Consider the following 14,428-nt stretch of genomic DNA (forward strand, 5'->3'; position numbering starts at 1 on the left):
TAATAAGATGATAAGTATTTGTAGTGTTGCTTCCAATGTCAATATTAACACCGGCTCACATAATTGCTGAACGAATAAGGAAGGCTATTGCTGAATATCCGTTTTTCAAAGCCGGAGGTCCGTAGTAATAGTCGGCAGTTTGTATAGCCAGAGTTAAAAATGAAAAGTATGTACTGGTGGTGTCAAATGTGACTCATGAAATCGGTGATTACAAGACGTATTCCTTGGCTGGCACAGACCAGGAAGTACGATTTATTACTAATGTGCTAAACTTAAGTCCTGGCCAATCTATTTTAGATTTGTATTGTGGTTATGGCCGCCATGCAATAGAACTTGCTAAACAGGGTTTTGAAGTTACAGGCGTAGATGCTACACAGGATTTTTTAGATATCGCCGCCCAAAAAGCCCAGGAAGCCAATGTAAATATTACCTTTACTAAAGAAGATATGAGAGAGCTTAACTATGTTCAAAATTTTGCTGCCGTTATCAATATGTTTGCTGCTTTTGGATATTTTACCGATGATGAAAATGCAAATATAATAAAACTGGTTGTTAAGGCATTACAGCCAAATGGCTTATTTCTGATTGATTTATTAAATAGAGATTGGATGGTTCACAATAATTTAAACCGTTATTGGCGGCACCCTAGCGGAGAATATGTTCTCACCTATAAAGTTGAACTAGAGAAGGGTATCGTAACCATGAAACGTCAATTAATCAACCAGGTTACTGGTACAAAAACTCAGTATCAATTTGTTTTAAGAGCCTATTCACTACCCGAAATGGTTAAAATATTCCGTAGCAGCGGATTATCCGTCCTATCAACTTATGGCGGATTTGATGGTCGTTCCTATAGTTCCGAAACTCCAAGAATGATTATTCTTGCAAAAAAAAATCCGTAACAAAAAAAGAGACAGCAAAGTCTCTTTTTTTTGTACCTTATTACTATCACACTGCACTGCTCTTTCATAACATAATATGAAGAGGAATGGCGGGGTGAATAGCAATGATTGTTACCATTAATAATCTCTCGCGCGGTTCTCGCCCTACAATAGGAGTTGCATTAAGTGGCGGCGGTCTAAAAGGAACTTCGCATATTGGCGTACTTAAAGCGTTAGTTGATCACAACATACCAATCGACTATATCTCAGGAACTAGTGCCGGTGCCATAGTCGCGACCATGTATGCTTGTGGTTATTCACCACAGCAAATGCAAGTAATAATCCGGGATATTCATATTTCTGATTTTATAGATCTAAAAGTAACTACATCGGACCTATTTAAACATGGTTTAAAGTGGATGCTAAGTGGAAGATTCCGCTTCTGGTCTGTACTGCCCACTGGGCTATTAAAAGGGGATAAGATCGAAGCTGTTTTGGGAAAATTTTGGCATGAAAGAACTGTTCGTGATACTAAAATACCGTTAGCGATAACTGCAGTCGACTTAAACTCGGCCGATACAGTCTTTTTCACATCACCCTTACCGCGAACCAGAACTATTCTTAATGCACGTTACTATCATAATGCCTTACTTTATGAAGCCGTTAGAGCAAGCATCTCAATTCCTGGAGTCTTTTTTCCAAAAAAATATCGGGGAATGACCTTAGTAGACGGTGCAGTTAAAAATAATCTCCCTACAGACATTTTAAATCATATGGGTGCTGAGAAAATTATTGCCGTTGATTTAGGTTACACCGGTCAAGCCAATAATGAAATCAATTCTGTCGGTGAAATCTTAATGCAATGTATAGAAATTATGGGCCGCGAAGTCACTTTAATGAAGTCTGAACAATATGCTGATATCATCATCAGACCACAAGTATCTGATTTGGATCATAAAGACTTTAAGCAAGCCAATGACTTTATTAAGCGCGGTTATCATGCAACTGTTGAAAAAATAAATGAAATCAAGATGCTACTACTCTAATTTCTAATTGGGATATAAACTCCTACTTATTTCTCTTGTCTACTGTTCAATACAAAATTACTTATTCAGGGAAAGTTCTGACAAGAGGGAGGTTAGAAAATGAACAAAATAGATATGCTTGAAATCTTTTATCAGCTTCTAAAATATAATGACTGTACTAACAACATAATAGGTATTGGGCAGGGCCATAAATATGTACGTGGTGAAAATACCGGTAAAAAAGCATTAACAGTACTTGTCAGAAAAAAGTTTAAGCCAGCATCATTAAGAGGTGATACGATAGTGCCAAAAGTCATAGAGGACGTTCCTACAGACATAATAGAAGTGGGGGACATACAATTATTACAAGACAGATTGCAGTTTAGACGTCCGGCTCAACCTGGTATCAGCCTTAGTCACTATAGGGTTTCGGCAGGTACCTTTGGAGCAGTCGTAAAAGATAAAGACACAGGAAAACTGCTAATTTTATCTAACAATCACGTATTAGCGAACATTTCGAATGGAAACGATGATCGTGCGAATATCGGAGATCCAATTATTCAGCCAGGTATATTCGATGGAGGTAGATTGGAGAATGATACGTTTGCACATTTATGGCGATTTGTTCCGGTGCATCGTGAAGTAGACTCACCCCATTGCAAAATCGCCCAAAAGTTTGAAACCATTCTGAATAAATGCATTCAAATTTTCAGACCTGAATATCAAGTACGCGTATTCCGTGAAAGTAAAAAATTAAATTTCGTAGATTGCGCAGTTGCAATGCCACTAAATCCTCAGGATATAAATGCTGAAATATTAGATTTGGGCACTGTTGCTGGCATTAAAGAAGCAACATTAGGTTTAGTTGTGAAAAAAAGCGGACGTACAACCGGTGTAACTACAAGCCAAATATTAGCTACAAATGTCACCTTCAAAGTCAGTATGAATCATCATGAATATGGCATCTTTACCGATCAAATCTTAGCCGGTCCCATGAGTATGCCAGGTGATAGCGGCTCATTAGTGCTAACCAATGACAATTTTGCCGTTGGTTTATTATTTGCTGGTTCTGAGCAGGCAACTATGTTAAATAAAATTGGACATGTGCTTGAACAACTGGACATTACTTTTTAGTGTAACTTAGAAAATAAACACCAGGAGCATTATCCTGGTGTTTATGTATCAGGTAAATTGATATCGATTGTCATACGACTTGCCTTTAGTACTAGTGCCATTATAATTATTATAGTGGCGATTGTTATTCATTTTGGTAGTAGTCATTACTTTTTTAAAATTGTGCCTTTGTTCCTGCCCCGCGCCCGCGGGATTATACCAGCCTCGTCCCTGCATGACGTTATACAAAGTATAAGCATTTTCATGCTCATCATGTTGAAATTCTTCCATTGTATTATGAACCATACTAGAACTTGACTCCATAATTGCATGTTCATAAAGGTGAGAAAGGTGTTTTTCGGTATTGATTAAATCAACTATCATATCACGATCAGAAAGCCTATTTCGGCTAGTAGTGGTGGTATTATTACCATAACGCCTATTAAAAGCCATAGAATCACCTCATCACAAAATTTACTGATATTGTTGACTCTTTCTATTGTTAATCAGTTGTTTTATTCTGTCTGCATGCTGACGTTTATTCTTAGAAATACTAAATAGCAAACTTTTAATCTCACTATCCCGGCACTGATCAGCATAAACATTATACTTAGAAATTGCGAGATTTTCCATTTGCAAAGCATCTTCTAAATACATTTTTTCTTTTTGGGTTGGTCCTTGAGAGTATTGATTACCGTAATGAGCCATAATTTGCCACCTCCGAAAGAGATTAACTGCACTGTTGTTTAGTCAACAATATCGTATGCTTCGCCATTATGATTATGAACATAAGCATTAGTCGGAAACTCCATTGAGTAACTAAAATTATCATCCATTGAATTTGCTGCTAAGTCCTGTTTGGATTTATCAGATTTTTTATCAAAGCTGCCCAAATCTTCAGCAGCAAATTCGTAAAGATTAGCCGTAGATCTGGACTTATAGGAGGATTTTACGATATAAATCACCATACCTTTCCATTTCTGATTCTAATTTTTTATTCAAAAGCTAGCGTAAAAATAGTATTTTATTTATTTCACCCCGCTATGCAAAAATATAGCAATGGATATCTGGTAATTAAATCCTTTGCTGAAATTCCCATCTGATAGTTGCGATTATAACCGCAACATAATCGCGATATTCGCGATTATGGAATTAATTAATAAAAAAGCATCCATACTGAACTCACTTTATACTTGTGAGTTCAGTATGGATGCTTTATAATATACTCATAAATTTAATGTGAGTCTACTGATTTGCCTGGATTCTTTACGCACATTTAATATGTGAGTATATTTTATTTATAATAAAATGATTTTAGTGAGGTGATTAAATGAATATTGAAATACGCAAAAATGGGACATTTTATCTAAAGCATAGCACTTATAATCCCGCAACAAAGCTTCCCAAGAATACATCTATTTACCTCGGATCTAATCCGATACAGGCCAAAAATAAACTCAAAACGCTTACAGATGATATAGCTTTGTTAGAACAAATCCCTGATGTCTTCCCTTATGAAGTGGAAATAGATAGAGTCATAAAAAACCTGCAAAAATTAAATAACCTGCAAACAGAAGGAATAAGTAGAATAATTAATGAATATTTAGACAGTTTTATACGCTCAAAGCAGTTTATACGTACAGCTAAAAAAGGATTTGTTGCTTCTACAATAGATTGTCCGGATTGTCGGTTTAAAAATGAGAATCTTTGTACCCATTTTGAACATACATTTATTAACGGTAACGGAAAATATAAAGATGGCAAAGTAATGCGATGTATTGCTTTTAAGCCAGGGGAAACTAAGCCCAATAATGGTTCAATTAAATTGCCACGTGATTTTAGAACCAAAAAATAAAAAATAACGTGGATTTTTTAGGCTGACCCTCTCTTTTTGCGTTTACTTTACATAATAGATATTATCGGACATAAAAAATATAATTACCAGCCTATAGAAACTCGAACGAACGTTTGCAAATATTTATTATAATGATATAATTATAATAATGATATATACATACACAAAATTAATTGGTGGTGATTCATATTAGCATTAATAAAGAAGCATTACTTAATACCAGACAAAAACAAATACTCGAATATATTAAGACCAATCTCCGGATTAAAGGTTATCCTCCATCTGTACGAGAAATAGGTGAAGCGGTTGGTCTAAGTTCTAGCTCCACAGTACATAGTTACCTATCAAAGCTTGAAGATATGGGGTTTATTCGAAGAGACCCTACCAAACCACGTGCGATTGACGTTTTGGATGAAGCACCTTGGCGACAAAAACAAATGACCCCCGTGCCATTAGTCGGACGTGTAACTGCTGGCAAGCCTATTTTAGCTGTGGAACACATTGAAGAAACTTATCCTCTCCCAACAGAACTTGTTGGCGATAATGACGTATTTATGCTTACGGTTCAGGGTGATAGTATGATTGAAGCCGGAATCCTAGACGGTGATTATGTCTTAGTGTGTTCTCAAAACACAGCCCGCAACGGTGATATCGTTGTTGCCCTTATTGATGAAGAAGAAGCAACTGTCAAACGCTTTTATAAAGAAAAAGATTATATTCGTTTGCAACCTGAAAACTCGACTATGGATCCTATCTGCTCTCGCAATGTAAGCATATTGGGCAAAGTCATCGGCGTATTTCGTCGGCTGCAATAATAAAAACTAAACCCAAAGCAACTCCGTTAAGCTGCTTTGGGTTTAGTTTTTATATTTATAAACATTTAACTAGTGCTTATTTTTTAGATTGTTGTGCCGGCATTTTAGTTCCAATACGTACTACTCTATCGACCGGCTTAAATTCATCTGTGGCTAGAAGTTCTTTATTAATTACTTTTCCGTTAATTTTTTTAATCCGATAGGTAGTTACCTGAAAACCTTTTTGCCCCTCGGATTCTATGACTTCTCGACCTAATTCTAAGTTTTGATCTTGTTGAATAATAGTATTAGGCTCCAAAACTCTTTTATCAGTAGATATTACGGAGATTTCCGGGGAGTTTTCTACTTGCCTGCCAAAAATAGTAACAACAAGTCTATTCCCTAATATTTCACTTGCAATATAAATATTATAGGGTGATGTATTTTTAAATTTAAAATCTAGTTGATTGTCAGCGACTGTTGCATCTTGTCCAATAGGTACATAGCCAGGTGGATAAAAATGGGATGTACGTTCTTCAATGCCTAAGTCTGCTAATAAAACAGCATTATATAATGTACTACTGACCTGGCACACTCCCCCACCCCAATCTGGCACTAACACCCCGTTGATATATCCAGGGGCTTCTTTATACCCATACTTAGGTAATCTTAATCCCACCACATCATTAAATGAAAATATTTCTCCGGTTCTAACCAGCACACCGTTAATGCTACGAGCTGCTAATAGTACATTTTGAGTACGATTTTGATCCCAAGGGTTGAACTGTGTAATATAGGAAGCAATTAGTCCGTCAATATCTTTGAGATCATACGCCGAAATTGAAGGCTGAAGATCATCTACTGACAGGCTTAATGAAAATGTAAGTTTCGTATTAAGATTTTCTACAATATTTAACAATGTTTTATTTAGATCAACTTTATGACCAACTATTTCCGGAGCTATTTCAATCCTAGAATTCTCGGTCATCTTTAACATTGCATTTTGCGGCTTTTGGTCAACACTTTTCGCAATTTTAGTCAAAATATCATAAATTTTATCTTGATTATATTGAACAGTTAACGGTAATTCCTGCCCTTGGTTAATCGCTAAATATCTTTCTTTTAAACGATTAACAACATTCCCGGTTCGCCCAACAGCGTATGCCTGCTGAGCTAGCTTGTCCGCTTCAATATTCAGATCGATGTCTTGTGCAGATATTATCCATTTTTGTTCGTGGTATACTAGTATAATCACCGGTGATTTTACAATTCGCTCTTCAACAATAGCTGCAATTTTTGCTTGGGCTTGAATTACCGATAACCCACCGACAGGAATATCTCCCACAGTAACTCCTTGATAAATTCCATCCGTAACCATAAAAGCTGTGTTAGCTGCAATCATGCTTACCGAACTGAATAACATGATAATTATTAAAAATAATATTATGTTGGTATTTTTTAAAGTTACAGTCTGCACAAGACCCCACTTAATCCTTTCACTGCATCATTAGTAGTTGTAAATAAAACTCTATTTTTTATTTCAATTAAGTAAGCAAGCCCCCGCTACAATTAGTGGCGGGGGACTTGCAATATATCATCGTTTTTATATTTCTACTGAATGTTCATTGACAATTCAACAAATTTTCCTGCAAGCTTAGCCTTTTGTAACACTTCTTCTGTTATTTCGGCGCCTTGCTCAATAATTAGCATTCCATTGTCAGTCTCAATGCGGCGAGCGGCTTTCTTACCGAGTAAAAATTTCCGATGTTTATCGTCAAATTTTTTAGCTGAGTCATCAACAGGCTGTTGCTCTTGTTCTTTAACGTCTTCCTTATTTTCTGCTTTAATTTCTTCTATAATTTCTTCAGGTTGTGGAGTCTCAATTACCTCCGGTTGTGAAGCAGCAACAGTATCTATAACAGGCTTCACCGGTGCCGCTTCAACATTTACATCTGCAGAATTCTTATTAGATACTTCATTACTATCAGAACTGTCAGCTATGATTAATACCTCTTTACCAAAGGTTACGATACTCTGTGCAGGAATTTCTACTACCTCACTATCTTCTTTTTCCATATCGCAGGTAACAATTTTGCCGGAATTATCGATTCTTAATTCAATTATTTTTCCGTAAATTTTACCGCCTCTAGTAAGTACCTTAGTACCAATAACTTTTACACCAGCTTCAAACATTTTTTCGAATTCCGGCCGATCAGCAACCGCTATAATATCCTCACTAGTATTGACCGTAACTGCATACTCGCCCAGACCCGCTATCCCTTCAAACGGTAATAGCCGAGCACCTAAATACCATTTTCCATCATCAATAACCAATGCAGCTATTGTACCATTGGTTTGGTTAATAAGCAGTTCTTTAACATTACCCAACTCTTTACCTTCAGTAATGCTGATAACTGGTTGTCCAATAATGTCTACACTCTTTTTCATCATATTACCTCCATCTTCTCTATTCTCTAAATTAAATTAATTAGAAATTACTTACATTACGCCATTCTCTGAACTCTTCGTCTATTAGCTTTATTATTTCTGGCGGTATCTTCGAAAATGGAACATCTCCTAAGTTGTTCTGAAGTAAAATATTTTTGATAATCCGCAAATAAGCAATAGTACTAATAAACTCTTGTTCTATCATCACATCTTGCTTGGTTTGTAGAAAATTACGACCATTTGAAAATACTTTGATGGCTTCATCATAATCTCCTTTATTTTTGAGTATGTTGCCTATTTCAACTACAAGGAACGGTGCTGCCTGGCTATTGGGATACAAGGTTAACGCTCTGCTAAAAGCATTAAAAGCAGTGCGGTAATCCTGATTTTCTTTACTCGAAAAAGCAAACTCAATTAGATCATCTAATTGTTCAGATTGAAATTGTACACTTTCGGTTGACTCACTATCATTCATATTTGATCTACGATCCTCCTGCCAAAGCAACGGTTCTGATGCGGCTTGTTCTTGTATCTCAACTTTTTCATCTGTTTCATGAGAAAATAGTTCTAATTTATCCTCAGTGGTTGTTTTTAAAAGCTGAATTGCTTCTTCCCTATCACTATCACCAGCGTCAGTCTTAAAAGAGGCGATAACTTCACTAGCAGCTATTTCTTCTTTAATTATTTCTTTGTTTATTTGCTCGTCTGAGTCAACCTGACCATTTGAATATTGTTGGCCTGCAAATTGATTTTCATCTTCAATAGTTTCATTAACTGAAATAGAGACACTAATTTCCGCCTCCGCTAACTCAGACTCTATATTGGCCATTGATAGAGTATCTTTTAGCTTATCCTCTTCTGTTTCAACTACTTGATCGCTAGCTGCAACGCTATCAACACTTTTCCCTTCTTCCATGGCAACAGAAGGAAGCGTTTCAGCATTAATTTCTCGAGTTTCTTGTCGCAGTAAAGTCTTATTTTCATACCTTGCAACAAAATAAGCAAAAGTAACCGCGACAATTGCTAATGCAGCTAACGTTCCAGGTAAACCAGCAAACCCAACAATAATCTTGGGTAAGACTAAACTGATAAACATAGCACATACTGCGCATAGCAGAAGTGGCTTTATATGCAAGTTAAGCCCTAATATGTTGTTTGCTACCTTATAAACAATGAATGTTGCGACAAAAATAGCAATCAAACTGGCAATTATATATTCCACACGAACCACCAAAAAACATTTTTTTTCAAGCTACAGACAGCCATACTTCTGCTGTATTCGACATTTTTACTTTTTTTCCTGTTAAAAATAGTTCTATTTAATAAATATGTAAAGAAATGTCTTGCTTATATACTGTCAATAGCATTAGCTGCCCCTAATATGCCAAGCATAGCGTGTTCAAAGGTTAATCCACCCTGCAAATAAATAATGTAAGGTGGACGCAGCGGACCGTCGGCACTAAGTTCTATGGATGAACCTTGAATAAAGGTCCCGCCTGCCATTATTACCTGATCTGTATATCCGGGCATTGGTCCTGGTATTGGCCGCACATGAGCATCCACTGGTGAATATTCCTGCAGGCCTTGACAAAATGCAAGCATTTTCTCCGGTGACCCCAGTTCTACGGCTTGAATAATGTCACTTCGCAATTCATCAAAGCGCGGTAATGTTTTATAGCCTAACAAATCAAATAATATGGCGGCAAATATAGCTCCTTTTAACGACTGAGCCACAACATGAGGCGCTAAAAATAATCCTTGATACAATAACCGGCTGTCGGCAAGACTGGCGCCTAAATTCCCCCCCAGTCCTGGTGCTGTTAAACGATATGACGCCATCTCCACTAAATCTGATTTACCTACAATATATCCACCTGACGGTGCTAATCCGCCACCTGGATTTTTGATCAGCGATCCTGCCATAATATCGGCACCAGCCGCTATTGGCTCAACCGTATCGACAAATTCACCATAACAGTTATCAACAAAACAAATACAGTCTCTCCTGTGTTTCTTAATTTCAGCACATACCGCACTGATTTCACTAATTGATAATGGTTTGCGTAAACTATATCCCCGTGAACGTTGTATTAGTGCTATTTTAGTGTTACTGTTTATACTTTGAGCAATTAAGTCGAGATTTACACCACCTTGATTCATCGGTATTTCTTGATAGCTAACACCGCACTCTTTTAATGACCCTGGTGTATGAACTGCATGTCCAATAACGGTTTGCATAGTATCATATGGAGCACCCGTAACTGCCAACAATTCATCTCCAGGGCGCAGCAAACCGAATAAAACGCAAGCTAACGCATGGGTCCCGGATACAAATTGGGTTCGCATTAAAGCTTTCTCTGCTCCGCATAATTCTGCCCAAACCGCTTCAAGGCGCTCCCGCCCACTATCACCATACCCATAGCCGGTCGTTGTACGAAAAAGATATTCGGATATCTGTTGATTCCGAAACGCGGCAAGTACCCTGGCTGTATTTTGCTCAGCTGTCTCATCAATTTTTGCAAAAAGTGGACGTGCCTGTTCTAGGGTTTTTGTTTTTAATGCCATAATTTTATCAGAAAATAATCTCATTACTTATTCGTCTCCTATCACATATTTTCTATAGCGCTCCACATATTCTTGCGACAGTGAAGCAAATACATGAATACCCTCCGCACTATATTCTACTGAATTTACCGCAGCAATATCATATAGTTTAGCCATGACCCCACTCTCATCGTAAGGTATGACTAACCTAATATCAATATTTGCCGCCTTAATAGTATCCTCCATCATTGTAAGCAGTTTATTAATATTGGTTCCTTCAACCGCCGATACCGCAATAGCACTTGCTTGCCGCAGCATTCGTTCAATTATATACTCACTGTCAACCTTATCTATTTTATTAAATACGGTTATCGTCTGCTTAGTATCAGCTCCAAGTTCCCTGAGAACTTGATATACGGCCAGCATCTGTTTTTCGTACTGCGGATGGCTGGCATCAACCACATGCAATAACAGATCGGCTTGAACCACCTCTTCCAATGTGCCTCGAAAAGCCGCAATTAGCTGATGCGGAAGTTTTTGAATAAAACCAACCGTATCCGTAAGGAGTATTTCTTTACCACCCGGTAATTTCATCCGGCGTGTTGTCGGATCTAGTGTTGCAAACAATTTATTTTCTGCTAATACTCCCGCATCTGTAAGTTTATTTAGCAAACTCGATTTTCCCGCATTCGTATAACCTACTAATGCTAATGTAGGAATTTTTGATGCCTGACGTCGTTCCCGGTGCAAATATCTATGCGTTTTTAAATTTTCAATTTCTTTCTCAATATCACTAATCCTGGCTCTTATCCGTCGCCGGTCAACTTCAAGCTTTGTTTCACCAGGTCCTCTGGTTCCAATGCCTCCACCTAACCGCGACAGTACCAAACCTTGACCGCCTAGACGCGGGAGATTATATTTCAATTGAGCAAGTTCGACCTGTAACTTTCCTTCATGGGACCGCGCCCGTTGTGCAAAAATGTCCAGGATTAACGCGGAACGGTCAATTACTTTAACACCCAAGGCCTGTTCCAAATTTCGTTGTTGTGCTGGTGATAACTCCTCATCAAAAATGATAATATTTACTCCTAACTCCTGACGGATAAGACTAATCTCCTGTACCTTACCACGTCCAATATAAAAGGCCGCATCCGTACGACTACGCTTTTGCCAAATTGAACCTACAACTTCAGCGCCCGCCGTCTGGGTCAATTGTGCTAGCTCACGTAGCGATTCACCAACCTCCCATTCTTCTTGCCGTTCAATGCCAACTAACAGTGCTTTTTCTTTGGGGGCAACATTTGTTGCTATATCATTAACCTCTAATAAACGTTCAATTTGATTGGTGAGATAGTTTAAATCTATTTGCATAAACTCAGTCAAGGTCAAAGGACCGACTGTCTGTACGGTATAACTATTATCCTTATGTCCTGCAATAAAACCGAGGCTAATTTCCTGGATATCCTCCCTGATACCGAGAGCAACCATTATATCAAATCTCATTTTTTTCAGAGATGCAATATCGACATTACTTAACTGGCTATCTCCTCCGGGATGTGTATGAATACAGCGAATGCCGCTTAAACGGTTTAAAGCTCGCCTCCCGTCTGCTGCCGGTAACGGGACTGTCTTTGTATTCCCGACTGCAACTCGCACAACCTTTCCCCGGCGATTAATATAGACAGCAATTTCTCTGTTGAGTTGCGCAGCAATAACGGCCATAGCCTGTGCTAACTCAGCAGTAATTGTTTGACCAAATGGAATTGTGAATTCATATAATTGTTCTAAGTTATCAATAATGATTTTTTTTAGGCCGTTCTTTTCTCCATATACCTCAGGCAATCATTAACCACCCCTACAAAATATAAATACCATCATTTTATATTTTACAATATTTTTGTTACAAAATGTCCAAATCCCTGTTGCTATTTTCAAAAGTCGCCGTTTCTATCCAGTTTTCGTCACAAATCATACACTTTCCTTTCGCCAACGATTGTTGGCGAATAGCTAATGGCACTATTGATTCCGCCTCACGATACCCTTCCTTCCAACCATGACGTTTTCCCAGAATATATCCTATTAAAAAAACAATACAGATCCCTAACATGATAAATATCATCATATTCGCACCTTCGCAAAATAAAGTGATGCTAGATACACTACCGTTGTTCCAATAAAGGCAGGAACAAATAGCTTATCATCCCATGCCCAGGCAACGAGTGTGCAAATCAGGGCTGCAAGCAGGCACTCCATTTTCCCATAACGATTAGCTAAGTTACGTTGTCCAGTCAAAAAATCACTGGCAGCGTCCAGATAATCATCAAATAATTGTAAGGCCAATATAAAGGTCAGCGAAAATAGCATGTAGCTCCAGCCAAAGAGCAAAAGCCCAAAGATAAAAGCAATCAAAGATTCCTGAAATCCATTGAGGTGACTGGGAAATTTATCACGCATATTGTTAAACATACCGACAATATAGCTGCCTAAAAACAATGACAGACTCAAAGACGCATTAATACCTGCGGCGAGAGCTAACAAAAACATAGCATACAACATCGTTCCTTTGTCAAAAAAGCCTGCCCAGTTAGTTTTCCCCGCTAACGTATCATATTCTTTGTCTAAGTAATCGTCAGCTAGTTTTACAGCAGCCGAACAACAGGCAACTGCTACCATAGTTGACAAAAAATCAAATACTTCTGGCCACACAAGCCTTCACCTCCCTAAAGCCTTGATTATATAAAGCGGAAATAGGAATAATCGTTGCTTTAGGAAAGGTATTCGCCAGACGTGATAAATTCGCTTTAGCCGAATGCAAATCGTATTTATTGCCTAGCAGTAAATACGATTTACGGACCATTCCATATTTATAAAATTCAAGATCAATGGGAGATTGATTAGAAAAATCCTGGCTGATAAAAGATAAATCGACTATGTGTAAAATCAAATCAACTGAACGCAGCAAACTAATTGTCTGAGCCATCCCCTTGCGAATAGCTTCATCAGCATGAATTTTCTCACTTACACCACATGTGTCGGTAAGCTTAAAATTTATCGTTGCTTTTCCGACTTTCATATTTAAAATCATGGATTGCAATGAACGAGTTTTATGTAAAGTATACCCACATAATTCGCGTTTAGCGTCTTCAATAGAAAGATGCCGGCAAGTTATTATGCCCTCATAATTGCGAAATGTCAAATCAATATTTTTTGCTCCAAGATAGCCAGCAAAATTTAGGGCAAACATAGTTTTTCCTGAGTTAGGACGGCCCACTATTAGACATTCTCTCATTTACTCACCCCCATTAAATCATGTGGCTCTATGGCCATCAGCTCTTCTCTAGTAGTAGCTTGTTTGCTGATTAGCCGAACAGCCTGTCTTCTGATCGCTTTTTCGATAATATTCCGTATTGTACGGGCATTACCAAAATTATCATCCGTACTGTTTTCTGGGGAATTAAGCAAAGTGAGCAATGCCAGTTTAGCTTGGCTGGTAAGCTGATACTGACGCTTAACACATAATTGCTCAGCAATTAATAATAATTCGTCTTTATTGTAATCAGGAAAATTAATATGTATCGGAAAACGTGATCTAAGTCCCGGGTTTGTCTGTAAAAAAGTTTCCATCTCTTTTTGATATCCGGCTAATATTAAAATAAGTTCATCTTTATGATCCTCCATAGCTTTCACAAAACTCCGTATACAAATGCTCATAAAAAACAGCTTTCAGCAAACAAACGCTGAAAGCTGCCATCTCTAATAAACGACTTT

At 37.7% G+C, this 14,428-nt stretch carries 17 protein-coding genes; 5 read left to right on the top strand and 12 right to left on the bottom strand.

The annotated features are described in order from the left end of the window. Positions 1-188 precede the first annotated feature (188 nt). The 3 genes from BLR65_RS00995 (at position 189) to BLR65_RS01005 (ending at position 3,040) form a co-directional block, all read left to right on the top strand. Positions 189-902, top strand: coding sequence for a class I SAM-dependent methyltransferase (locus BLR65_RS00995; protein ID WP_093791554.1), 714 nt, complete (start codon positions 189-191; stop codon positions 900-902). 104 nt (positions 903-1,006) lie between these two features. Beyond that, positions 1,007-1,927, top strand: a complete 921-nt coding sequence (locus BLR65_RS01000) for a patatin-like phospholipase family protein (RefSeq protein ID WP_093791556.1) — start codon at positions 1,007-1,009, stop codon at positions 1,925-1,927. A 99-nt stretch (positions 1,928-2,026) separates the two neighbouring features. Further along, on the top strand, positions 2,027-3,040 hold the full coding sequence (locus BLR65_RS01005; RefSeq protein ID WP_245692268.1) for a chymotrypsin family serine protease: 1,014 nt from the start codon (positions 2,027-2,029) through the stop codon (positions 3,038-3,040). A 48-nt stretch (positions 3,041-3,088) separates the two neighbouring features. Here the strand turns inward: BLR65_RS01005 and BLR65_RS01010 are convergent, their stop codons facing one another. Genes BLR65_RS01010 through BLR65_RS01020 form a run of 3 tightly spaced genes read right to left on the bottom strand, consistent with a single transcriptional unit; the run spans position 3,089 to position 3,987 of the window. Beyond that, positions 3,089-3,472 carry a spore coat protein gene (locus tag BLR65_RS01010; protein WP_093791558.1) on the bottom strand — a complete coding sequence of 128 codons (384 nt, stop codon included), beginning with the start codon at positions 3,470-3,472 and terminating at the stop codon, positions 3,089-3,091. Positions 3,473-3,493: 21 nt separating this feature from the next. After that, positions 3,494-3,727, bottom strand: a complete 234-nt coding sequence (locus BLR65_RS01015; RefSeq protein ID WP_093791560.1) for a ferritin-like domain-containing protein — start codon at positions 3,725-3,727, stop codon at positions 3,494-3,496. A 38-nt stretch (positions 3,728-3,765) separates the two neighbouring features. Further along, positions 3,766-3,987, bottom strand: a complete 222-nt coding sequence (locus BLR65_RS01020) for a hypothetical protein (RefSeq protein ID WP_143122463.1) — start codon at positions 3,985-3,987, stop codon at positions 3,766-3,768. A 362-nt stretch (positions 3,988-4,349) separates the two neighbouring features. On the opposite strand from BLR65_RS01020, the gene BLR65_RS01025 reads away from it, so the two are divergent. Beyond that, on the top strand, positions 4,350-4,874 hold the full coding sequence (locus tag BLR65_RS01025) for a hypothetical protein (RefSeq protein WP_093791564.1): 525 nt from the start codon (positions 4,350-4,352) through the stop codon (positions 4,872-4,874). Between the two features lie 194 nt (positions 4,875-5,068). Further along, positions 5,069-5,689 (top strand): transcriptional repressor LexA, encoded by a 621-nt coding sequence (gene lexA, locus BLR65_RS01030; RefSeq protein ID WP_093792017.1) that lies wholly within the window; start codon positions 5,069-5,071, stop codon positions 5,687-5,689. Positions 5,690-5,765: 76 nt separating this feature from the next. Here the strand turns inward: lexA and BLR65_RS01035 are convergent, their stop codons facing one another. From BLR65_RS01035 to BLR65_RS01075, 9 genes are all read right to left on the bottom strand, one after another. Then, positions 5,766-7,145, bottom strand: coding sequence for a VanW family protein (locus BLR65_RS01035; RefSeq protein ID WP_093791566.1), 1,380 nt, complete (start codon positions 7,143-7,145; stop codon positions 5,766-5,768). A 134-nt stretch (positions 7,146-7,279) separates the two neighbouring features. Then, positions 7,280-8,119, bottom strand: coding sequence for a PRC-barrel domain-containing protein (locus tag BLR65_RS01040; RefSeq protein WP_245692269.1), 840 nt, complete (start codon positions 8,117-8,119; stop codon positions 7,280-7,282). Positions 8,120-8,156: 37 nt separating this feature from the next. After that, complete coding sequence (locus BLR65_RS01045) at positions 8,157-9,338, bottom strand: hypothetical protein (protein WP_093791570.1); 1,182 nt, start codon at positions 9,336-9,338, stop codon at positions 8,157-8,159. A gap of 125 nt (positions 9,339-9,463) precedes the next feature. Continuing rightward, positions 9,464-10,705 carry a methionine gamma-lyase family protein gene (locus BLR65_RS01050; protein ID WP_093791572.1) on the bottom strand — a complete coding sequence of 414 codons (1,242 nt, stop codon included), beginning with the start codon at positions 10,703-10,705 and terminating at the stop codon, positions 9,464-9,466. A gap of 3 nt (positions 10,706-10,708) precedes the next feature. After that, positions 10,709-12,502 (bottom strand): GTPase HflX, encoded by a 1,794-nt coding sequence (hflX, locus tag BLR65_RS01055; RefSeq protein WP_093791574.1) that lies wholly within the window; start codon positions 12,500-12,502, stop codon positions 10,709-10,711. A gap of 58 nt (positions 12,503-12,560) precedes the next feature. Then, the gene (locus tag BLR65_RS01060) at positions 12,561-12,782 is read right to left on the bottom strand and encodes a hypothetical protein (protein WP_143122464.1); all 222 of its coding nucleotides are present in this window, start codon (positions 12,780-12,782) and stop codon (positions 12,561-12,563) included. Further along, on the bottom strand, positions 12,779-13,366 hold the full coding sequence (locus tag BLR65_RS01065; RefSeq protein ID WP_093791578.1) for a hypothetical protein: 588 nt from the start codon (positions 13,364-13,366) through the stop codon (positions 12,779-12,781). The genes BLR65_RS01060 and BLR65_RS01065 overlap by 4 nt, the downstream gene beginning before the upstream one ends. Then, positions 13,347-13,949, bottom strand: coding sequence for a GTPase (locus BLR65_RS01070; RefSeq protein ID WP_093791580.1), 603 nt, complete (start codon positions 13,947-13,949; stop codon positions 13,347-13,349). The genes BLR65_RS01065 and BLR65_RS01070 overlap by 20 nt, the downstream gene beginning before the upstream one ends. Next, entirely contained in the window at positions 13,946-14,338 is a 393-nt protein-coding gene (locus tag BLR65_RS01075; RefSeq protein ID WP_093791582.1) for an AAA family ATPase, read from the bottom strand. The genes BLR65_RS01070 and BLR65_RS01075 overlap by 4 nt, the downstream gene beginning before the upstream one ends. Positions 14,339-14,428: the final 90 nt, after the last annotated feature.

Source organism: Sporomusa acidovorans (genome assembly GCF_900101845.1).
In the GTDB taxonomy this organism is placed as follows: Bacteria; Bacillota; Negativicutes; order Sporomusales; family Sporomusaceae; genus Sporomusa; species Sporomusa acidovorans.